The organism is Njordella calcicola, assembly GCF_056494125.1.
This window is the reverse complement of sequence record NZ_CM151396.1, coordinates 2988849-3009755: the sequence shown is the minus strand read 5'-3', so window position 1 is coordinate 3009755 and position 20907 is coordinate 2988849. Positions and strand designations below refer to the sequence as shown.

21 protein-coding genes and 1 pseudogene are annotated in these 20907 nt (G+C 51.0%); 16 read left to right on the top strand and 6 right to left on the bottom strand.

Going from position 1 to position 20907, the window contains the following annotated elements; all coding sequences use genetic code 11:
• The first annotated feature begins 204 nt into the window (after positions 1 to 204).
• Positions 205 to 810, top strand: coding sequence for an ECF-type sigma factor (locus SH302x_RS11260; protein ID WP_479368811.1), 606 nt, complete (start codon positions 205 to 207; stop codon positions 808 to 810).
• Between the two features lie 185 nt (positions 811 to 995).
• The gene (locus tag SH302x_RS11255) at positions 996 to 4997 is read left to right on the top strand and encodes a protein kinase domain-containing protein (protein ID WP_479368810.1); all 4002 of its coding nucleotides are present in this window, start codon (positions 996 to 998) and stop codon (positions 4995 to 4997) included.
• Between the two features lie 44 nt (positions 4998 to 5041).
• Here the strand turns inward: SH302x_RS11255 and SH302x_RS11250 are convergent, their stop codons facing one another.
• Positions 5042 to 5299 (bottom strand): hypothetical protein, encoded by a 258-nt coding sequence (locus SH302x_RS11250; RefSeq protein ID WP_479368809.1) that lies wholly within the window; start codon positions 5297 to 5299, stop codon positions 5042 to 5044.
• Here SH302x_RS11250 and SH302x_RS11245 point away from each other — a divergent pair.
• Positions 5293 to 5685: a histidine phosphatase family protein gene (locus SH302x_RS11245; RefSeq protein ID WP_479368808.1), complete on the top strand. Its 393-nt coding sequence runs from the start codon at positions 5293 to 5295 to the stop codon at positions 5683 to 5685. The two genes, SH302x_RS11250 and SH302x_RS11245, sit on opposite strands and share 7 nt — an antisense overlap.
• The gene (locus SH302x_RS11240) at positions 5682 to 5891 is read left to right on the top strand and encodes a hypothetical protein (protein WP_479368807.1); all 210 of its coding nucleotides are present in this window, start codon (positions 5682 to 5684) and stop codon (positions 5889 to 5891) included. Before SH302x_RS11245 ends, SH302x_RS11240 begins: the two co-directional genes overlap by 4 nt.
• Positions 5892 to 5934: 43 nt before the next feature.
• Here the strand turns inward: SH302x_RS11240 and SH302x_RS11235 are convergent, their stop codons facing one another.
• The 3 genes from SH302x_RS11235 to SH302x_RS11225 form a co-directional block, all read right to left on the bottom strand.
• The gene (locus SH302x_RS11235) at positions 5935 to 6948 is read right to left on the bottom strand and encodes a DUF1214 domain-containing protein (RefSeq protein ID WP_479368806.1); all 1014 of its coding nucleotides are present in this window, start codon (positions 6946 to 6948) and stop codon (positions 5935 to 5937) included.
• Between the two features lie 229 nt (positions 6949 to 7177).
• A complete protein-coding gene (locus tag SH302x_RS11230; protein WP_479368805.1) occupies positions 7178 to 7513 on the bottom strand; it encodes a hypothetical protein in 336 nt (111 codons plus the stop codon).
• Between the two features lie 23 nt (positions 7514 to 7536).
• The gene (locus tag SH302x_RS11225) at positions 7537 to 8112 is read right to left on the bottom strand and encodes a hypothetical protein (protein WP_479368804.1); all 576 of its coding nucleotides are present in this window, start codon (positions 8110 to 8112) and stop codon (positions 7537 to 7539) included.
• 667 nt (positions 8113 to 8779) lie between these two features.
• Between SH302x_RS11225 and SH302x_RS11220 the strand changes: the two genes are divergently transcribed.
• The 10 genes and pseudogenes from SH302x_RS11220 (at position 8780) to SH302x_RS11175 (ending at position 16342) form a co-directional block, all read left to right on the top strand.
• Positions 8780 to 9238: a hypothetical protein gene (locus tag SH302x_RS11220; protein WP_479368803.1), complete on the top strand. Its 459-nt coding sequence runs from the start codon at positions 8780 to 8782 to the stop codon at positions 9236 to 9238.
• A gap of 84 nt (positions 9239 to 9322) precedes the next feature.
• Positions 9323 to 9706: an IS66 family insertion sequence element accessory protein TnpA gene (gene tnpA, locus SH302x_RS11215; protein ID WP_479364062.1), complete on the top strand. Its 384-nt coding sequence runs from the start codon at positions 9323 to 9325 to the stop codon at positions 9704 to 9706.
• A gap of 26 nt (positions 9707 to 9732) precedes the next feature.
• Complete coding sequence (tnpB, locus tag SH302x_RS11210) at positions 9733 to 10122, top strand: IS66 family insertion sequence element accessory protein TnpB (protein ID WP_479363297.1); 390 nt, start codon at positions 9733 to 9735, stop codon at positions 10120 to 10122.
• Positions 10123 to 10194: 72 nt separating this feature from the next.
• Complete coding sequence (tnpC, locus tag SH302x_RS11205) at positions 10195 to 11937, top strand: IS66 family transposase (RefSeq protein WP_479363298.1); 1743 nt, start codon at positions 10195 to 10197, stop codon at positions 11935 to 11937.
• Positions 11938 to 12227: 290 nt separating this feature from the next.
• Complete coding sequence (locus SH302x_RS11200) at positions 12228 to 12551, top strand: hypothetical protein (RefSeq protein ID WP_479368802.1); 324 nt, start codon at positions 12228 to 12230, stop codon at positions 12549 to 12551.
• Between the two features lie 42 nt (positions 12552 to 12593).
• Positions 12594 to 12884, top strand: a pseudogene (locus SH302x_RS11195) (macro domain-containing protein); the annotation flags it as partial.
• Positions 12885 to 13684: 800 nt separating this feature from the next.
• Positions 13685 to 14368 (top strand): hypothetical protein, encoded by a 684-nt coding sequence (locus SH302x_RS11190; protein ID WP_479368801.1) that lies wholly within the window; start codon positions 13685 to 13687, stop codon positions 14366 to 14368.
• Between the two features lie 110 nt (positions 14369 to 14478).
• Positions 14479 to 14883: a hypothetical protein gene (locus tag SH302x_RS11185; protein ID WP_479368800.1), complete on the top strand. Its 405-nt coding sequence runs from the start codon at positions 14479 to 14481 to the stop codon at positions 14881 to 14883.
• Positions 14884 to 15003: 120 nt separating this feature from the next.
• Entirely contained in the window at positions 15004 to 15717 is a 714-nt protein-coding gene (locus tag SH302x_RS11180) for a hypothetical protein (protein WP_479368799.1), read from the top strand.
• 142 nt (positions 15718 to 15859) lie between these two features.
• Complete coding sequence (locus SH302x_RS11175; protein ID WP_479368798.1) at positions 15860 to 16342, top strand: hypothetical protein; 483 nt, start codon at positions 15860 to 15862, stop codon at positions 16340 to 16342.
• A 122-nt stretch (positions 16343 to 16464) separates the two neighbouring features.
• Here SH302x_RS11175 and SH302x_RS11170 read toward each other — a convergent pair whose 3' ends face one another.
• Both SH302x_RS11170 and SH302x_RS11165 read right to left on the bottom strand, forming a co-directional pair.
• Positions 16465 to 17697, bottom strand: coding sequence for an ISL3 family transposase (locus tag SH302x_RS11170; protein WP_479363897.1), 1233 nt, complete (start codon positions 17695 to 17697; stop codon positions 16465 to 16467).
• Between the two features lie 35 nt (positions 17698 to 17732).
• Entirely contained in the window at positions 17733 to 18902 is a 1170-nt protein-coding gene (locus tag SH302x_RS11165) for an ISL3 family transposase (protein WP_479368797.1), read from the bottom strand.
• A 142-nt stretch (positions 18903 to 19044) separates the two neighbouring features.
• Between SH302x_RS11165 and SH302x_RS11160 the strand changes: the two genes are divergently transcribed.
• Both SH302x_RS11160 and SH302x_RS11155 read left to right on the top strand, forming a co-directional pair.
• Positions 19045 to 19242, top strand: coding sequence for a hypothetical protein (locus SH302x_RS11160; protein WP_479368796.1), 198 nt, complete (start codon positions 19045 to 19047; stop codon positions 19240 to 19242).
• A complete protein-coding gene (locus tag SH302x_RS11155) occupies positions 19235 to 20755 on the top strand; it encodes a hypothetical protein (RefSeq protein WP_479368795.1) in 1521 nt (506 codons plus the stop codon). The genes SH302x_RS11160 and SH302x_RS11155 overlap by 8 nt, the downstream gene beginning before the upstream one ends.
• Positions 20756 to 20907 lie beyond the last annotated feature (152 nt).

Genomic DNA, 20907 nt, shown 5'->3' with positions numbered 1-20907 from the left:
CCGATGTGGCTGCTTGCGGGCCGACTGAACCGAGCAGGCCCCACACCCTAGATGTTCAACCGAGACGGAAGCCCGACAGGTTGCGAAATAGATTTCTTCAGGCATTTCTGGAAATTCCCGCAGCAATTGTGCTGCTACGCTTCGTTACAAGCCATTGTGTCCCTACAATTTGGTATGCGTATCGCCCCTTTCTAGAAATAAAAAATGGATAGCCAATCGGTCACGGCCTGGATTGACCAGCTTTCAGATGGGAATGATCAGGCCGCTGAACAACTGTGGCGGCACATTTCCCAACGACTGCACGAGTTTGCGCAGCAGAAACTCGACCGGCAGATCCGTCGGCATTATGACGAGAATGACGCAGCGAACAGTGCGTTTGACAGTCTGTGTCGCGGCCTGGCCGATGGTCGAATTGGCGCCGAGAATCGAGATGCTTTATGGGGTCTGCTGGCCGTCATCACGTCTCGAAAAATCTCCGCACAACGGCGGTACTTGAAACGGCAGAAGCGAGGCGGGGGCACCGTACGTGGTGAATCTGGTTTTGCTGGATTCGGTGACGCAGGGATCAACGCGATCGTTGGAAACCAGCAAACGCCCGCTGTGCTGGCCGAAGTCGCGGAAAGCTGTGCCCAACTGCTCGATGCTATTCCTGACGAGAAGATGAAGCAGATTGTGTTGCTCAAGTTTCAGGGAGCCACGAACGCCGAAATTGCCAGCGAACTGAATTGCACAGAAAGGACCATCGAACGAAAGCTCGAGCGAATTCGCCGTATCTGGATCGAGGCGGGACTGCATGACGGCGAGCAGTGATGAGACCGGCAAAAACATGGATCGGCAAAAAGACGGGGAAAGACAATTTGCGAGAACATTTGCTGCGGCCTCATTTTTTGTCCACAAATCTTTTTGCCAAATTGCGTTGCCTTGTCGGTGTTTGCCGCTGTTCGACCATTAGAAGATAGTGACAACTCCATACTGCCTATCCATCTTTTTGCGCATTGGACGACCCTTCAATCAGAAACCCAGCCTACTTCGCTCTGACGGATCAGCAACTCGCTGAAATCGACGCTCTTTGTGACCGTTTCGACCAGGAGTTAGTGAAGGGAGATGCTCCGCGCATTGAGAACTTTCTGGCAGATGCTCCGGAGGCTGCTCGCGAAGGACTGCTCGCGGAACTGTTGGCCATGGAAGTGGAACATCGCACCAAGCAAGGTGATGTACCTCGAAAAGAGGAATACCTTCAGCGATTCCCGCAACAGGAACGTGTAGTTGCCGCCGTGTTCACTCGCGACGGAGCAACGCAGTTTCCAAGTGATCACGGCACCATTTCACTACCAGTCAACGTGCCCCCCGTCCTAGCCAACTTTCGCCTGATTAGACAAATCGGCCAAGGTGGCATGGGCGTCGTCTGGCTTGCCGAACAGGACAAGCCTGTGAAACGTCGGGTGGCCCTGAAGCTGATCAAATCCGAGTTGAGCTCGAAAGATGTGATCGCTCGGTTTGATGCCGAGAAACAAGCTCTCGCGATGATGGATCATCCCAACATCGCACGAGTGCTTGATGCCGGTACTACGGACGACTGTCGTCCGTACTTCGTGATGGAACTGGTCGACGGAATTTCGATCACCCAATACTGCGACGACAACAAGCTGAGTGTCGACGAGCGACTGAAACTGTTCGTTCAGGTTTGCAAAGCCGTTCAGCACGCTCATCAGAAGGGAATTATTCATCGCGATCTAAAGCCGTCAAACGTTCTGGTTACGGTCATTGACGGTGAAGCGGTTACGAAGGTGATCGACTTTGGCTTGGCGAAAGCCGTCGCACAGGACAGGCTATTGACCGACATGACCATGCAGACAGAGTTTGGCAGGATCGTCGGTACGGTTCAATACATGTCGCCTGAGCAGGCTGAGTTGAAGGGCGTGCGTGCACTGGATATTGACACTCGAACGGACGTCTATTCACTCGGTGTTATTCTGTATGAGTTGCTGACGGGCTCGACTCCAGTGGATAAAGAAACACTGGGTCGAAACGCTCTGTTGAAGATTCTCGAACTAATCCGTGAGGAAGACCCGCCTCGCCCCAGCCACCGTTTGAGCTCGTCATCGGGCGAAGTGAATTCAGCGGTCGGCGAACTGCGAAAGTTGCATCCCACCCGACTTCATCAACTTCTGCGAGGCGAACTCGACTGGGTCGTGATGAAAGCTCTGGAGAAGGATCGCACTCGCCGGTACCAGACGGCGGATGATCTTGGCCAGGACCTGTCCAACTACTTGACGGGCGAAATAGTGACGGCGCGGCCACCATCGACATGGTATCAGCTTCAGAAGTTCGCCCGACGAAATCGCGGACTTGTGGCTGCCATGCTTGCGATCAGTTTTGTTTTAGCGGTCGGTTTCGCCGGTACGACCTATGGACTGATTGAAGCGAACCGGAAAACCAGACTCGCGGAAGACAAGACTCGCGAAGCAAATGATCAACGCGGGAAAGCCATTGAGGCAGAAGAACGAGCGACAGCCGAATCACAACGCGTCCGCAATTCAGAAGCCGTCGCCAAATTCCAGCTTGCCACCGCTCGCTGGGAGTCCAGACGAGCGCGCGACGCAAAAGATTTGCTTCGCGAGATTCCAGATGAATACCGCGCAACCTTCGAATGGAATTATTGCAACCAACAATTCGATGGAAGTGACATCACCTGTTATGGGCATTGGAAGCGGGTGCAGGGCGTTGCCTATAGCCCCGACGGAACACAAGTCGCCACGGCGAGTGACGACCAAAGAATCAAACTCTGGGATGCTAACTCGGGCCGGGAAATCAGCACTCTGTGGGGACATCGTGGACGAGTGGTCAAGGTTGTTTACAGTCCTGATGGATCACGCATTGCATCAGCAGGTTTTGATGACAAGACTGTCAGGATCTGGGATGCGCGATCGGGGCAGACACTCGCAACACTCGAGGGTCACGAAAGTCCCGTCGTTGGAGTCGCGTTCGGCGCGAATGGCGACCAACTGAGTTCGGTGGGTCTCGACGGCAACGTCAGGCGATGGGACACAAGTTCCGGACGAGGCTTGTCCGATTTCAAAATCACGGGAACCATCCTGTCTGTCGCATTTAGTCCTGACGGGACACACATAGTGTCCTGTGGCAATTCGACAGTCTTTCTTTGGGATGCCACGACAGGTCAAGAGCTCGCAAGTCAATCCGACCGCGCGCAGTGGGCACATAGCGTTGCCTTCAGTCCAGATGGCATGTACATCGCCGTCGGGTCTTACGATATCGTGACCCTTTGGGACGCTGAACTGACTGAGTCACTCTGGACGGCGGATGCAAAGGCAGGGTGGATTAACGATTTGACGTTTAGCCCCGACGGCACTCGAATCGCATCCGCCTCGGGAGACCGCCAGATTCGGGTTTGGGAGGTCCGTTCCGGGACGGAGATCATGGCACTGGTTGGTCATAGCGACGAAGTGAAGGAAGTCGCCTTCAGCCCTAACGGCGCACGGTTGGCATCAGTTGGCTCGGACACAACTCTGAAGTTGTGGGACGCTCGCACCGGACAGAAACAGCTCTCCCATCGAGCTCATCACTCCAAGGTGAATGGCGTTGCCTTTAGCCATGACGGGACACGCATCGCATCGGTGGGGCTGGATCGCACTTTTCGATTATCGGAGGTAGAGACGGGGCGGACAATCACCAGTATAAATAGTGCTCAACCTGCCGCAGAGCCAGCGGCGCATTGTGTCGCCTTCAGTCCAAACGACGCGTACATTGTATTCGTCGGCGACGACAATGCCGTGAAGATTCTTGATGGGCGAACAGGTGCGAACCTGAAGTCCTTGAAGGGGCATGAGGGCCTGATCAACACAGTTGCCTTTAGTCACGACAGCAATCACGTTGTCTCAGCCGGCCAGGACCAGACGGTCAAACTTTGGGAAATCGATTCGGGCAAAGCGATCTCAACGTTCAAAGGACATAAGGGACGGATCAATGGCGTTGCCTTGAGTCCCAACGGCACTCGCGTTGCTTCTGCATCCGATGATCTGACGATCAAAGTCTGGGACACACAATCGGGCCAGGAGATCATGTCGCTCAGCGGCCATCTCGAGAGTATTGTCGACGTTGCATTCAGCCCCGATGGCAAACAAATCGCATCCTCGAGCAATGATCAAACGATATGCATCTGGGACGCTCAGTCTGGCAAGCAGATCTACTGCATGAAAGGACATGTGGCAGGAGTGACCGGGATTGCGTACAGTCCCGACGGCAAACGCATCGCATCGACAAGTTTCGACCGTGCGATAAAGCTGTGGAATACTCAAACAGGTCGAGAGGTCTTCACCATCGAGAAAAGTCCTCAGGGCTTTTTCGGAATTGCGTTTAGTCCGGATGGCTTGCAAGTCGCCGCTGGTGCGGTCGACGGATTGATCAAGTTATTTAACGCACCCATCGAACACGAAGTCACAACGTTATTCGGGCACACCGATACCGTCGTCCACTTCAGCTTTAGCGATGACGGCAGTCAGATTTATTCGGAATCCAGAAATGAAAAAATGTTCTGGGACTTGGCAACAAAACAACATGACTCAGACGGAAGCTTTGATCCACCTGCCAGGCATACACAGGTTTCTCCGGACGGTCGCTGGCTAATCAATGCCGACAGGAACAACCTGCTTCTTGTTGATCTCGAATACAAGAACACGGCACGTCAAGGTAACTACCGTGCAGCGAAAGCTCAATTTGATCTCCAGTGGCATCACGACCAGGCGACGGCAGCCACCACGGCAGAAAATTGGTATGCGGCGACCTTCCATTTTGCTTTGCTCTTTATGCACGCATCGGATCAAAGCAAGTTCCGTGACGACCTGCAGAACGCTTATCAAAAGCTCGTTGACCAATTCGAAAAGTACGATCGCTCTGCGGCCGCGTTTCTCCCTGCAATTGTGAAGGAATCCCTTAGCATTTCCGGCGGCACGGATGCAGCCCCACGTACCCCCCGATAGCAGTCCAAACGGTCACCAGTTCGTCGTGTTGCATATCCTCGTCATCATTTGGCGAGATCGACGGCAGCGTTCCAGGAATCGCTGATTCGCAATTCATCGATTTGAGCGGCTGCGCGAGTGCCCAGCGAAAGTCGAATCGAAGCGAACGTCGTCGGCCCAGCCGACGAAGTTCCGTAGACGGTCCAAACGGACGGCTGATTTTCATCAACCAGCTCATCGGCTCGGTATCCGTCGAAGCAAACGACATGCTCGACACGGCACTGACACGTGGCGTGTTGCTTGTCCTCATGGTGAAATGCCAAACACCATTCCTTCTCGTGCGGATCGTTTGATCGCAAAATTGGTGACATTGAATGGCAATGTTGCATTGTTTTCCCACAGCCATTTCGGCCGCGTTCTGGCCGCACGTTGGATCGGGTTGTCGATTGAATATGGTCAACGCCTGTTACTCAACACAGGTTCGATCAGCGTACTTGCGTACGGGCATGACCGGATTGAGGAACCTGCAATTGCCCCATGGAACTCGGTCTCACTTGATGCTTTTGGCAGCAGGAATTCCGATCCTAAAAAGGGATTGGCAATTGATAGATGGGAAAATGAGGGAGGCGAGGTTCGTTTGGTTAATCAAAGTAACACAAATGGAAACTTCAATATTAAACATGCAACCCTACCGACAGATACCCCATGAACAATGACAACACTTCTGCGAACTACGGCTCAGTCATGTCAATCCGCGGCAGTGTGGTGGACGCTCAGTTTGACAACAAGTTGCCTGCGGTCTACTCAGTACTACACGCCGGAAAACAAGACGCGATCGTAATGGACGTGCTTGCGCAAATTGACGAGCATCGGGTAGTGTCGAAGATGCAGCCCCAGGCCAAGGACGATAGTTGACCCGAGGTGCGCTGGAAAAAAAGCCAGCTCTTGAACTCGCCATTCACTCTACCGGCTGTGCCTTGGGAAACCTCCATGAGCCGTTGATGATTTCTGGCTGTGGCTGATACATGCGCACTGTATAGTTCCAGCCTGCAGTGATCGGCAGGTTATTGAGAGCATCGGGGCCGCCGCCAAAATTGATCGTGATCGAGTTGTCCGCATTCTTTCTCGCCGTCACATTGTTGAAGGAATAGGCATCCTCGTCGTTTTTCTCCATATATCCATCCTTGTTATAGACGGTGATGGACCAAAAACCATCGACTGGGACATCCTTCACAGTTAGCCTATAGGGGGTCTTCCCGTCATTCTGGTCAGGAACAACACTCTCATAGGCGGCTGCGGCATCAGGATTGCCGCCCCAGCCAGCGGCCGTGCCAAGCAAATGACGGATCGGATCGAGCTTCGTGGCGTCGCCGAACATGCCTTTGAAATCCGGTAAGGTAGCAGCGAGTATATTGAGCGCATCGCGGACTACTTTTAGTGAAGCTTCATCCCAGTTCGGCACCGCAAACGTTCCAATAGATTTTTGCCGGATCTGAAGCCTGTCCTGCAGGTCGTTTGCCGCCTTCACATCTGCGGGATCTGCTGGGTTGACAAAGGTGCGGATGAGTACGGCCGCGTAGCGAGTACCAACTATCTCTTTCGTTAGTGTGAACTCACCCGAGCCATGCTCGACCGGCAGCATTGAGTGATCCTGGTTGATCACAAGCATCGACTGGAACCGCCCATCACGCTCAGGCTTGACGATCGTGGCTGGCTCGGTAAGGTCAATGATGGCAGCGGAGTAGAGCGTGTCGCGATTCATTCGGATCACGTCTTGCTTGTCGATCGGCACGGGCATGCGGATGTGTAGGAACTTGCCGAATGCATTCTGTTTGACGTAGCGACCGAAGGTCAAATCGGTTTCGGCACGAATGTAGTTCTCTACCGTGACTTTCTCCGCGGCGGTGGCCAGTCCGAGACAGAGCGCGAGATTCGCGACGATTACTACCAGATTGTGTATGTGCTGCTTCATGGATGTTGCAAGTGCTGTTAGGGAATTGACAGGATAGCGCCGGGGATGCAGTGCCGCGAGCCTCGGCCAAAAGTGGAGTCGTCATTGCGACATGGTGCATTTTACGAGTTTAATGCGAATCGAACTTGCTCGTAGACAATCACCTGAGTTTGGCGTACCGACGATTGCTGTCCATGGGGCAGGAAAGCATTCGCGGCAACCACGATCATTTCGACCGCGAGCGAGCGCGTTAACAGCTCTCAGGGCTGATCCCGAGTCGCCGGCCTTGCTCTTCGATCCACTTGAAGAGCTCAAGGTTTGGATCAATACCTGGCGCAGAATCACCTGGCCCAGAATCGTGACGGAAATATTCATCGAGTCGTTCGATTGGGCATTCGCAGATTGCTTCCAGCGGATTGGCGGTGCCGTGCGGTGGGCCGATGTCCCAGTGAAACTCAGCGAATAGATACCTTCTGCCAAGCTTATGTCGAATGCCGACGAACCCGTGGTCTTCCGCTCGGTAAACACCGAGGTTCAGGTTTCGCGAGTAGACTCGGTAAAGCCAACCGGGACGACAATCATTCATTGAAATTCGATCCGGGTGATCTCTCATGATTCCTCGCCGGGTTCGTTGGTTCGCATGGCATCACCCAGTTGGGCCATGAAATGGCTGAGCTCTTCCGCGTTATGCTTGGCCTGCTCTTTCCATTCCTCTTCGGTCAACTCAAACGCTCGCTCCCCGAGTCGTTCGACTTCTAGCCGCGTGCTCTGGATGACCACGCGACCGTTGGCGTTACTGAACCACTCCAAGTAGAGACATTTACGCCAAGTGAACGGCGGGTTCTCGCCGGCGAATAAGCGACGAACCCACTCGCCGTCGGGAAGGTCAAAATGTTTGATCATCTGGTCGGCAGTGATGTCGCCGACATGTCCAGACTGATCCAGGCTGATTCTGGAAAAGTCAAATGGAGCGTCTTTGTTGTCAACAGAATCGCTGTCAAGCAATTCCGGCTCGATGCGATGAATCCGAAACTTCCATCCGGCCAGATCGGGGTGACAATTGCCAGCAAGTTTCAACTGCAAGCGATCGCTGAAGCCGTCAAGTTGCAGCCAACCAATCGTCCAGCCTCGCTGGGTGTTGTCTAGTTCGCCGGTTTGAAAAAGCCGCGTGGGTCGCCATGCCATCTTGTTTTCCCTCATTACCAATTTGAGTTCACATTGTACCAAATCGGTGATCGAAAGGAACATTTCAAAAGTCTATTTCCATGAGCGAATGGCGCCTGAGAGTTGGACTGGTTTCTATTGGCCAGTGAAGGCGATTGAACTGCTTTGAAAGGGGATGGTCCAGGTCATCAGTCTCGATCATGACCAGGAAGACGACGATTGCGGGCTTAGCTTGCGTCCCTCTACCGATGCGTGCGGTTTGCTAAGGCGTTGGCCGCAGTGCTATTTGGAAGAAAACAAGATCCGTCATGCTTCTGGCGGCAACACGACTGCGATCAGGGGCTGTAAAATGTCAACGATGCGGTCAGCAAGGAAACCCGCTAGGAACTTTATGCGCATCTCAGTTGCCAATACGTCCCTCTCCGTGATCCGATTTACAGGGTGTCACCCAAGGGAACGAAGTCTGCGCCCATGTTGCAATTGACCGCTCGCTCAATTTATCTCAAATACAACTCAGCGAACAAAAGCAAGCCAAGCCTCTTTCAATACTGGCTTGGGGCGACAAGATTGTGACAGCAGTCTTTTTGCGAGACCCGAAATCATGGAGTTAAGCCGCCAGACTTGAATCGAATGGCTCGTAATCCAAACCACCAACTCACATTTGTTTTTTCGTCATACTGAGAGTGATATGATTCGAACATTTCTACTTCTGATTCTGGTTATCTTTGCACGCCTACCAACATTCGCTGATGAACCGGTCGTGACTTTGCGCTTGCTGGACCCACGCGTTGTGATCAATACCGGCGATACCTTCCCAATAGCCTGGGGCAACAAATCGACTGATGTGATAGGCAAGAGAATACTGACGGCTTCGGAGTCTCAGAAGGTTGTTGCACTTGCAAAGTCCGAACTCACGAGCGATGACAATGTTCCCTTCTGCGGACACTATCCTGCCTATGCAATCAGCATAGAGAATCAAGGTGCGAAAACGATTTGTGGGCTCTGTATGACATGGGCGGAGGAGAACGAACTTAGAGTTCTCGGAGGAAAGAAACTCTTGGAGTACTTAGAGTCACTCTTACCGCTCCCTGACTACTTTGCAAACCTTGAGAAACGTAAGCGTACATCAGAACCAGTGGGTTTTTAGTCGGCGGGGGCTTGATTTGGAGGGTAGGGTTTGATAGCGGCGACCGATGGGGTTGCCGAAACCTCTATGCCAGGAACCTACAGCATGACTCGTGATCTTTCCAAGTCCCAACTCTGGGCTCAACGACTCCTACGTTTTCAGTCGTCGGGTCTTAGCATCGCTCAGTTCTGTCGAAATGAAAACCTTTCGTTCCATGTCTTCAACTATTGGAGAAAGAAGCTTCACTCCAGTCCAACAGCCCTTAATCCTAATCCAACAACTCTTAGCGCAACGTCACCAAGCCAAACGCAATCCGATTCAAGCAACAATACGCTTCACTTCACCATCGAAACACGTGGCATCAAGATCCTTTGCCGCTCTGATTCCTCCAGCGCTGTCGAGACTTTGTTGACATGGGCCGCTCGACAGCATGACAACTCCGGCGATCATCTAGACGCCGGTTTCCAGCAACTCATTGTTCGCAATTAGCCATCCGCAACTTATTGATTCCGTCTATGCTCGCTGTCGCCTCAACCACTCGGGTCTACCTCTACATGCAAGCGGTCGACATGAGACGTTCCTACGATGGCCTGCACGCCATCGTCCAAGCCAACTTTCAACGCGATATTCGACTTGGTGATTATTTCATGTTCATCAATCGTCGTCGTGATCGCGTCAAGATACTCTGGTGGGATCGAGATGGGCTCGCCATCTTCATGAAAAGATTAGAAGCTGGTACCATCCAGGTGCCACTTACTTCAAGCCAGTCCAAGAGCCTAGTCATTGATCACGCTCAGCTTTCCATGTTGCTCAGTGGCATCGATGTCTCCAACATCAAGCGTCGAAAACGATTCTCGGTGCAGGCTCATGTTAGCAACAATACTACCTCGTCATCAGGCTTGTAAAATCTCTTTATCAAGTTACTCTTTTTTGAAGATATTGCGGAACCACTTTAGGGCTTCATGCGTTCAATAAGTATGCAAGACGCGACCTCGAATAATCATCCATCTGACAAGCCTCTCTCGGCAATCGAATTGCTGCAGAAAGAGAACGAGCAACTCAAGGCCAAGCTCCAATGGTTCGAGACAGAGTACCGCAAGTTGGCAGCGATGCTTGCCAACATGCACAAGAAAAAAGAGAAGCATATTTCGCCCGGTGCGACTCCTTGGCTCCCCTTCGATTCGCAAGAAGAACTTGAGCAAGCTCGGCAAGAAGCGGAGGCCGAAGCACAAAAGGTTCTGGATGACGCTCAATCCAAAAGCACGCCCAAAGCCAAGAAGAAACGCAATGAATCGCTCCCGTCGCACCTTCCTGAAGTGAAGGAACTTCGCGATGTTCCAGAGCAAGATCGCATCTGTCCAGAGCATGGTCCCATGGCGATGATCGGTGTCGATAGGACCGAAACCTTGGTTTATGAACCAGCCAAGCTTTATAAGCGAGTGATCGAGAACCCCAAGTATGGCTGCCCATGTTGCAAAGAGCATGGAATCGTTTCTGCCGAGCGACCAACCGGATTGGTTGAGGGTAACAAATACGATTCGAGTATCGGTGCGGTGGTGGTCGCTCAGAAGCTTGACTTGCATCTTCCGCTGTATCGTCAGACGGATGTCTTTGCCAGCAGTGGTTGGACGCCCAGTCGTTCGACATTGCAGAATCTGATGGTGCAAGTGGACTTTGCGTTGCTTGGGTTCTTCATGTTCATGGCCAGGCGTGTGCAGAAGGACTCCGCAGTCGGACTGGATGAAAGCAGTTGTCGAATGCTGATGCCAGAGGAGGAGCCGAAGGTTAAACCCGGTGACCTGAAGACGCAGCGGTTGATCGAGAAGATGCGTGAAGCGAAAGGCAAGGGTGAAGATAGCTTGATAGGGAAGATGTGGGCTTATCGGGGTCTAGATCAAGCGCCCTATAACATCTTTGACTTTCGGATATCGCGTCACCGGGATGGCCCGGATGAATTCTTTCGAGAGAGTCGCTGTATTATTCAAGGTGATTGTTTCTCAGGAAATGAAGCCGTGGTGCTTGATAACCGCGATCGCTTGCAGTTCGCGGCTTGTTGGGCGCATGCGCGTCGTAAGGTTTACGAGGTGTCCAAGGAGAATCCGTATCGGCAAAAGCTGTTGGATATGCTGCAGGGGCTTTACGATGTGAACGCGCGCGAGCAGGGGATGAATGCGGAATCACGAGTGGAGCATCGTCAGCGTTATGCGGTACCGTTGTTGGAGGCGATGAAGAAGTACATTGATAGTTTGGATGAAGGGCAATTGTTTCCCAAGTCGGACATGGCAGGAGCGTTGGGATATATCCGTAACCACTGGGATGCTCTGACGATCTACACGGCGCATGGCCAGATTCCGATCGACAACAATCGCGTAGAGCAGTTGATGCGTCAGGTGGCATTGGGACGGAAGAACTGGTTGTTTGTTGGCAACGTGGAATCTGGCGAGCGGGTGGCTAGGTTGATGAGCATTGTGAGCAGTGCCAAACGTCACCACTTGGATGTCTGGCAGTACTTGAAGGACATTTTGGATCGCGTACTAGCAGGCGAGACTCAATACGAGAAACTTTTGCCGGACGTATGGAAGCAGGAGCATCCCGAAGCGATTCGCGAGTACCGGGCAGAGGAAAGCCGCTATAAATCAGACCGCAAGCAGATAACACGAGCCCGCAGAATCATCTCCGCCAAGCTCAAGCGACAGCAAACCCAGGGCCAATCCAACTAACCCCAACAACTGGTTGTGGTGGACGCTTACTGAGAAACCGCAAGACATAATCATCTTCCCGGAAAACAAAACGACACCATTTTACAAACTCCAACGGAAACCGTGACAAATAAATGTCATGGACCGAAAACGGGGGGCATCATTTTTTGAGCAAGCTCACGTCCGCCTTGGGCGTACGTGCACTGAAGTGCTTGAATTTCTGTTCTGATCTGCGTTACACCAACTGCTCCGATTCATTGAACTCAATCGTACTCGTTAATCAATTCATACTTTAGTTTTACAAGAGCCTGATGCCACTTCCTAACTTTACAGATGACGAACAGTACTTGGTCAGCTTTGCGAAATCTTCCAGAGCAACGGCTGCCTCGAACTCCTACATGTGGGGATATCTTATGGGCGGATTTTGCGTTGCTTGCTTTGCCGCATCTCAAAGTAACATGTTGATGATGTTTATTGCGTTGCTTCTTGTCTCATGCTTTCGAATTTACGAAGAATGGTGCCAAGCAAAATGGATGCCTCATTGGAAATCGATTATCGAGAAGTATGAGCAGGCTGTAAGGAACAGTGAACCTAAAGAATTGAATGCAACAGAGAAAATGACTGACCCTCGTTAGGAAGTTGCCGATCAGTGCGCTAATCCGCTTCGCGAACTCAGCCGATTAGGAGCCATTCCGCTCGGACAAGCCGTTGAGACGTCGTGTGGAACGCTGCCATTCCATTCGATCATCCACGTCGCAGGCATCAATATACTGTGGCGATCATCGAAGTACTCTATTCGCGATTTGGTCCGAAACGCGGTTTCGATTTCCCAGAACCGTGGATACAAATCGCTTGCACTTCCGTTGATCGGCGCTGGGTCTGGGGGTGGCAGAGCAACGAAGGTACAATCAATCATCATTACAATCAATCATCGAAAACGAATAGACTATATGCCAATTCGATGGTGAGGTCAGAATTGTCCGGTACTCAAAGATGCAGGGGAACGAAGCTGTGAGTGGGTTTTCCAGTCAACGCGTACCGCGCCGGTCTGCGGATACGTATCATTGGTCGAGGCGGTTTAGGTAAATGCGATTACAACTGCGATTCAACCTTTACACTTTGGGTATTTTAACAACCCTAATTGCGTGCTTAATTGTATCTGTCATGCGTTACGGCGAGTTTACGCTTTTCCTTAGTCTTGTCGCGACATTCCTTGCGACTATTCTGAGTTTCTTTATCAAGGACCCTCTCTTTCCTAAGGCCTGGAGGCGGACGACCACGGTAGTATTCGTATGGATACTGATCCTTTTCGTTTCGTACGGTCCAGCAACTTGGCTGTTTGCACGACACTCCATTTCAAATGCTCCACGTGGCTGGGCACAACACGCTTATGAGGCGGTTTACACACCCATTACCGCCTGTATCCTGAAGTCACCGAAGTTCGTACGTGCAGTACTTGTCGGTTACCTTGCGTGGTGGATTCCTGAAGAAGCGACGTTCTGTGACTTTGGAGAAGGAGTTGGCTTCATGTGCGACGAGCCAGGCGGGCGAGTTACACATACGCTACTCCATTTTTAAGCATTACCCAAAGCAAGCTCCTATTCAACAAGGCTCATTTATTGTTCACCTTCAAGCCGATGTTTAAATTCTTTGTACAATCATTGGATGAGCGAAATTCGGCAGCGGTGCGTTTGTCCTAGTGAGAGATCAACGTGCCGACGATTCGTTCCGTAACGTTATCTCACTACGAAGTCACATTTGGTTGCCTATGAATACTTCGCTCCGCTTTAGTCTGCTGTTGGGTCTGTTATTGCTCGGCTGCGAAAAATCCCCTGTCCAAGAATCGCGAGAGATGGCCTCGCGAACAGCAGGTACCGCAAACGAAGCACTTGCCGTCATGTCGAACCCGGCGTCTGCTGACTTCGATATCGATGCACGTGCCGATTTGCTCCGCGCGAATTTTGGTCCCTTCTTACTTGAGCCTAATGACACAGTTGTCGATCTTCGAGTGTTCCAGCCACATGAGCGTCGCCAGTATGTGCTGGAAGAAATCGAAAATCGGAAAGTGAACATGTTTCTATACGTTGATGCACCAAAAGAACTGATTGAGCGAGTCGGCAAGAGCGAAGCAGGAACGCCTAATATCGGATTGATTGAAGTTACCAATGACAAATTTGACAACAAAGGTATTGGCGTATTCCGAGTCCATCCGTGGATTACTGGGCATCCGCCTTGGGAGATCGCGGTGGAGAATCTCACCGATCAACCGCTTCTCTTCCAGATTGTAAGGTTTGAGGGTGAAATGAGTGAACAAGAGAAGGCAAGGCAGGGTGAGATAAAAGCGTCGCGCGAGCGTGCACTCAAGTCAGATCGTTATCGACAGGCACTAGAGCAATGGCGTTCAGATAAAAAAGGCCCAATGCCCATAAAACAAGACTTTGGGCTGGAGTAAAGCTCTCGGATATACATCACATCGACCGAAGCACGCGATCACGGCGCATTGACAAAAGCACATCAAGTTCGCGTGCTTGGTGATGTGCGTAGCTCGTTATAGGTTTAGTCATGCAAATCTATTTTCTCGTACCGTACAACGGTAACAAATGGCTCGCTCCCAGCGAAGTTGCAGAGCGATTTCGTGATGCATTTGCGCACGTTAATATAAACGCTGAAGCGGCCCGAAGATTGAAAGATGAACTTCTCGCGAAACAACGCGCGTTGCTCGACGTCGGACTGGGGGACGCTGAATCTACTTCCATCGAAGAACTTGAGGAACGGTGGGCGGACGCACTGTCCATAGCGGTTGTTATCGATGACGACGCAGAAGAATGGTTTCGTACAATTGCATGTTACAATCATCGGCTTGAACTCTACTTTGGTCCGTGTGTATCGGCGCGCAGACACCGCTCGTTGGCTCAACGTGCGGCAAAAGCACTTGGTTATTTGGTAGAATCAATCGATGGTGATTGAGAAAGACAAAGCCTCGCTAGGTGCGAACAAGAAATGAAACCGAGTTGTCGACCGGCCGCTTCTTGAAAAGTCTCTTGGCGGCAACCAGGTGATGATAGTCGTTTGCAATTGGAGTATTGAATGGCTGGCTTGATTGTATATTGCTTTGATTGGTCCACTTTCGAAAGGCTGACTGATCAGCCTGATCCAGCTATACACGGAAAGATTGCCCAATTGCTTGCGACAAGTAAGACGGGTAAAAAGCTGAAGCTAATGGACGCTAAAGGCAGCAACGTTGACCAATTGACAGAAAAGATCAGTGACTTATTCACCGCAAGCTCGTGGTATCCGGATGTCGCAAATGCAACATCTATCTTGCGACACAATCTTCTCCATTCGCTGTTTTTTAACAAAGAATTGCGTGAGGCGGGTTTGCAGGCGAAGCTTACTGCTGATGAAGGACTTGCTTCTGAATTGGCCCTGGTTTTTGCGGGACAGATGACAATAGATTACGGGCGCATTGAAGAAACTGGAACGGCATACTTTCAAATCAATTCGAAAATGCCAAAGAAGAAGCTTCCGTTCTATTACTTCGGAAACAAACCGTATCGTCACGCTACATGGACGGGTTGCAATGAAGATATGATGCAGTTTGAAGATGACTACGCATGCCCGTGGTACGGCCTTCATAGCCCTGAAGAAGTGACCGTCTTGAAGGATGAACTTTCGAAGTGGGAGACAGGAATCGCTGATACAGGCTGTGCTGAGTTGGTCGCAATGTATGACGACTATGTAAATAGTTTCTCAAAGTTTAACAGTGCCAACGATGGAATGATCGTCTTGAACGATTACTAACTTTATGGTGCGAACGTGCCGATCGAAAGAGGCGTGCGGTTAACCGAGCCTGTCTCACAAGACATAGCATGCAGGAAGACCAAGTGCGACAATCCATGTTGTGCTATATTGGTCAGCCAAACTTCACCGTGGCTCAGACGATATGACGTACGCGATCCGACTCTTTACTCTGCTGTATTTCATTGCAGGCTGCATTGGCGTTGGTTATTTTGCGACGGCCAACGTGGATCTGGCCGCCGATATCAGCCGCCTAGAAGCTGAACTGGGTAAGATGACGATCACGGATCCCAATCGTGTCTATCTAACTGAAATAAAGAGTCCTGATGTTCCGCCCGAGATCGCTCGACATCTTTCCGGAGTTTGGCAATTTCGCTGCTACCTGCCTCCAGGATACGATTTCATTGAAATGAACGGCAGCGGCAACATCGCCGAACAAGGAATCTATTTTGACGGTGGCTATGGCTCGAGCTATGGCATGCCAAAACCCGAAGCGATTCATGAATTGATGACGGTGAGTTTCCAAAAGAAGGGCGAGCAATTGGTCGTGTTCCACTCTTTAGGCGGTTCGAGTGGAACTACGTCGTGGAATGAATTACTGTCGGCCGAGGTTCTTCGTGGAATTTAGTGTTTAAGGGATTTCCAAGTCGAGGTTGAGTTTACCGCAAAAGAACAGGATCCGAGTACGGTAGTTGTCGAAGTTGCGAAATCCGCGAGCTGAACTTTTGGGTTCTTCGTGGAATTTAGTGATTAAGGGATTTCCAAGTCGAGGTTGAGTTTACCGCAAAAGAACAGGATCCGAGTACGGTAGTTGTCGAAGTTGCGAAATCCGCGAGCTGAACTTTTGATGGATTGGATACGACTGTTGAAGCCTTCGCTGATCGCGTTGGTTATTCGATGGTCTATGTAGGCCATAAGACCCTCATAGTGCCTCTTGAGCATCTTGGCGACTTTCACCATCGGTTTGATTTGGCAGCGTGTGGCCCATCCGTACCAGCCAGCGAACGTCATCTCAGCAGTGTCTCGATCGGTACATTCCCAGAAGTGCCTGAAATTCTCCTTAAGCGACCATGCTCGACCTGTTTTGATGTCCGAATGCTGCAACTGGTAGAGATAGTTTCGATCCGCCTCCGACAATTTCTCACGTGCAAATAGCAGTAGTTGCCTAGTGCCCTTGAGTCGCTCATCACCTCTCTCGGCAAGCAATCGACTCTCCTGGCGGCGGACAAGATCAACTGCTTCTCCAAGGTACTTACTGACGTGGAATTTGTCGTGCACAATAGCAGCGTTTGGATACACTTCCCTGATGGCAGCTAGGAATGCCTTCCACATATCAGCGGCAACCGCTTTGATCTTCGCTCTTTGTGGTTCGGGCAAGGTTTTTAATAGCTTTTCTGCAGACTGCTGCGTCCGCTGAGGAACAACTTCTAGCACGCGGTGCTGATCCAAGTCGGTCAAGACCGAAACGTAATCCTGCCCTTTACCAAAGTTCTTTTCATCGATACCAACATGCTCAATTTCGTCCATGTTTCGGCGTTGGAGCCCACGCTCCACCGCACGCTGCATGATGCCATTAGTTGCCGCCCAATCTATTCCCAGTAGCTTAGCGGCCGCTGAGAGCGATGAGCAAGCTTGAATGACTTCAATGGCAACTTGTTCAAACATAAGCGTAAAACGTCCGTGCCTTTGGGCCCATGGAATCGCTATGGTCAACACGCCGCACTGAGAGCATTTGCTTCTGGGAACCAAGGCGTGGATGCGAGTCACAAATTGCATCGTATCCAAATGCCTCCAAGTTCGCTCAGGGGCAAGATCGGCTTGTGAGCAGGCGGCATCACAGCGAGGACAACGCAGAGTTGTTCCGGTATGATTGATGTGAATGTCTACGGCCTTCTCAGCAGGGCGAAAATCAACCGATTGCACGCTCCAGTTGTCGTCCAAACCAAGTAACGCATGATAGTGAGTAGTAGTTGCTTCTTTCATAGACAAAGAATACGCTAACGGCCAAATCTACGCACCTACCCACTAAATTCCACGAAGAACCAACTTTTGATAGATTGGATACGACTGTTGAAGCCTTCGCTGATCGCGTTGGTTATTCGATGGTCTATGTAGGCCATAAGACCCTCATAGTGCCTCTTGAGCATCTTGGCGACTTTCACCATCGGTTTGATTTGGCAGCGTGTGGCCCATCCGTACCAGCCAGCGAACGTCATCTCAGCAGTGTCTCGATCGGCACATTCCCAGAAGTGCCTGAAATTCTCCTTAAGCGACCATGCTCGACCTGTTTTGATGTCCGAATGCTGCAACTGGTAGAGATAGTTTCGATCCGCCTCCGACAATTTCTCACGTGCAAATAGCAGTAGTTGCCTAGTGCCCTTGAGTCGCTCATCACCTCTCTCGGCAAGCAATCGACTCTCCTGGCGGCGGACAAGATCAACTGCTTCTCCAAGGTACTTACTGACGTGGAATTTGTCGTGCACAATAGCAGCGTTTGGATACACTTCCCTGATGGCAGCTAGGAATGCCTTCCACATATCAGCGGCAACCGCTTTGATCTTCGCTCTTTGTGTTTCGGGCAAGGTTTTTAATAGCTTTTCTGCAGACTGCTGCGTCCGCTGAGGAACAACTTCTAGCACGCGGTGCTGATCCAAGTCGGTCAAGACCGAAACGTAATCCTGCCCTTTACCAAAGTTCTTTTCATCGATACCAACATGCTCAATTTCGTCCATGTTTCGGCGTTGGAGCCCACGCTCCACCGCACGCTGCATGATGCCATTAGTTGCCGCCCAATCTATTCCCAGTAGCTTAGCGGCCGCTGAGAGCGATGAGCAAGCTTGAATGACTTCAATGGCAACTTGTTCAAACATAAGCGTAAAACGTCCGTGCCTTTGGGCCCATGGAATCGCTATGGTCAACACGCCGCACTGAGAGCATTTGCTTCTGGGAACCAAGGCGTGGATGCGAGTCACAAATTGCATCGTATCCAAATGCCTCCAAGTTCGCTCAGGGGCAAGATCGGCTTGTGAGCAGGCGGCATCACAGCGAGGACAACGCAGAGTTGTTCCGGTATGATTGATGTGAATGTCTACGGCCTTCTCAGCAGGGCGAAAATCAACCGATTGCACGCTCCAGTTGTCGTCCAAACCAAGTAACGCATGATAGTGAGTAGTAGTTGCTTCTTTCATAGACAAAGAATACGCTAACGGCCAAATCTACGCACCTACCCACTAAATTCCACGAAGAACCTCGGCCGACATCAGTGCACTTGTCATCCAGCAACTGGTAAAAAGTGAGCAAGCTCCGCGTTCCTTTGATAAGGATTCCATCTTGCCCATCCTAAAAATGTACAATCCAGAATCGGCTCAAGAAAAAGAAGATGCAGGCAATAAACTGAAAACTTACAAAGGTGGGCTCTTCGTAATTTACCCAAAGTCTCGCAAAGATCATTTTGAACAGTTACGGAAAGGCATAATGCCTCCTGACTTCGATCCGAATTGGTTAGCAAAGGAGTTGGGCGATGAGTGAAGCCAAGCCTGCTCGAACCGCTGTCTTTGCCTTCTCGCTGGGGTATTTGCTAAAGCTCACGGCTTTGATTGCGGTCACGATTGCATTGGTCTTGGCATATCGGAAAAATCATTCGTTGTCCCAGCAGCGGCAAGAGCTGTTATCTCTTTCTAGTCATGTCCCCGCATCGCTCAACCGCACACTAGCGGAGTTCTCGTTGCCCCGCGTGGCGGATGATTTTTATTCATGGCAAGTATTTGTCCCAGTTGGCAAAGAGTATGTCCTGCGGCTAGGCATTGGGCCGCTGTCAGACGAAAGCATTCCGCCGATTGTTGGTAGTACGCCGCTTTCAGCCGGCCCACATCGAGTGACATTGCATGCGGGCGATTCGCCAAGCGAAGATTTTAAGTATGTCGTCTACGTAGATGGCAAAGCGGTGATCGAAAAAGAGATGGGCAGCGATTGGCTGCCGGGCGGATGGTCGTCAGCTAGCAGCATCAGTTGGCCGGGGCGGTGGAAGCGATTGCCCGCACCTTTGCAACTAGGAGGACAAAGCTATCTGCCTAGGCGCGTTTTTGGACCTAACAACTATTTTAACGGCCAACGCGATAATTTCGTTACCCATCTCGGCTACCGACTATGGATTGATCAGGCTGAAGTTGACTATCCAAAAGATTCACCGTTTTTGGGATTGCCGAACGATCCAACATATAAAGGAATCGGGCTCAGTGACGGATTCCGGTTCAAAGCGATAAATTCAAAGTATGATTGGCAGTTCACTCGACCAAGCCTCGAGTCATCGGACCCGGTGTTATGGATTGAAGCTGAATTTGTCGCAAGCGATGGGCGGAAGCTTTCAAGTCTGAGCCAACCACTTCCTCATTGGGAAGTTCGCAACGATGCGACTGGAAACGACAAGTTGCAATGGCAAGCCGATCCCAGACTGACAACTCAAAATGCTTTTCTTCACGCAGTGTCCAACGTTCCAGACGAACTGAATCCGGTAGTTGAATTGAAATGGGATACCAATAGGCCTGATGAAGTTGGTTTACGTCTGGCTGATACCCCAGCGAATGATCAGATTGTTCTTTGGCGGCTTCACATACGCGGTGGCAGCCATCACTTGTGGCGAATGCTAAAGGACGGCGATCAAGCTTGGATTGCACCCGATGATTTGAAGACCATAGATGCAGGCGATGAAGATGCTTCGGAGGATCCATCGCTTCGACGTGCGAAGATCGAACTAGCGCATGATTTATCGAGCAATCATTTTCTGCAATGGCGCACCGATGAGGCGTTGCCACTGCAGATTGTGGGACGAAGCAGCATGAATCTATTTCAAGGTTTACCGGTTGCATTTGGAATCCAGATACCTCGCGAAATGACGCCAAGTATTTCCGTTTCCATTGATTCCAACATCCCACAGTTCAACAAACCAGCGCTTCCAGGGGGGCCCGTTTTTGAAGCAATCCAGATTGATATGGAAACCGTGACACACGAATGGATCTGGCTGCGAGCAAACTTAAAAGACTAACGCAAATCTAAGCTGGGAAATCGGCAAAGCGGATCAACGTAACTGTATAGCATAGCTCGGTCACTTTTGACTCCAGCCGTGCCGGTGGTCAATACGAGTCGGCAGGCGAGCTGATTCCTTTATAATTCTTAAGGCATGGCTTGGCGGATTTT

Coding starts and splice junctions, on each gene's coding strand:
- SH302x_RS11260 (WP_479368811.1), top strand. CDS start 205: ATGGATAGCCAATCGGTCACGGCCTGGATTGACCAGCTTTCAGATGGG.
- SH302x_RS11245 (WP_479368808.1), top strand. CDS start 5,293: ATGCCAAACACCATTCCTTCTCGTGCGGATCGTTTGATCGCAAAATTG.
- SH302x_RS11240 (WP_479368807.1), top strand. CDS start 5,682: ATGAACAATGACAACACTTCTGCGAACTACGGCTCAGTCATGTCAATC.
- SH302x_RS11235 (WP_479368806.1), bottom strand. CDS start 6,948: ATGAAGCAGCACATACACAATCTGGTAGTAATCGTCGCGAATCTCGCG.
- SH302x_RS11230 (WP_479368805.1), bottom strand. CDS start 7,513: ATGAATGATTGTCGTCCCGGTTGGCTTTACCGAGTCTACTCGCGAAAC.
- SH302x_RS11225 (WP_479368804.1), bottom strand. CDS start 8,112: ATGGCATGGCGACCCACGCGGCTTTTTCAAACCGGCGAACTAGACAAC.
- SH302x_RS11220 (WP_479368803.1), top strand. CDS start 8,780: ATGATTCGAACATTTCTACTTCTGATTCTGGTTATCTTTGCACGCCTA.
- tnpA (WP_479364062.1), top strand. CDS start 9,323: ATGACTCGTGATCTTTCCAAGTCCCAACTCTGGGCTCAACGACTCCTA.
- tnpB (WP_479363297.1), top strand. CDS start 9,733: ATGCTCGCTGTCGCCTCAACCACTCGGGTCTACCTCTACATGCAAGCG.
- tnpC (WP_479363298.1), top strand. CDS start 10,195: ATGCAAGACGCGACCTCGAATAATCATCCATCTGACAAGCCTCTCTCG.
- SH302x_RS11200 (WP_479368802.1), top strand. CDS start 12,228: ATGCCACTTCCTAACTTTACAGATGACGAACAGTACTTGGTCAGCTTT.
- SH302x_RS11190 (WP_479368801.1), top strand. CDS start 13,685: ATGAATACTTCGCTCCGCTTTAGTCTGCTGTTGGGTCTGTTATTGCTC.
- SH302x_RS11185 (WP_479368800.1), top strand. CDS start 14,479: ATGCAAATCTATTTTCTCGTACCGTACAACGGTAACAAATGGCTCGCT.
- SH302x_RS11180 (WP_479368799.1), top strand. CDS start 15,004: ATGGCTGGCTTGATTGTATATTGCTTTGATTGGTCCACTTTCGAAAGG.
- SH302x_RS11175 (WP_479368798.1), top strand. CDS start 15,860: ATGACGTACGCGATCCGACTCTTTACTCTGCTGTATTTCATTGCAGGC.
- SH302x_RS11170 (WP_479363897.1), bottom strand. CDS start 17,697: ATGAAAGAAGCAACTACTACTCACTATCATGCGTTACTTGGTTTGGAC.
- SH302x_RS11165 (WP_479368797.1), bottom strand. CDS start 18,902: ATGAAAGAAGCAACTACTACTCACTATCATGCGTTACTTGGTTTGGAC.
- SH302x_RS11155 (WP_479368795.1), top strand. CDS start 19,235: ATGAGTGAAGCCAAGCCTGCTCGAACCGCTGTCTTTGCCTTCTCGCTG.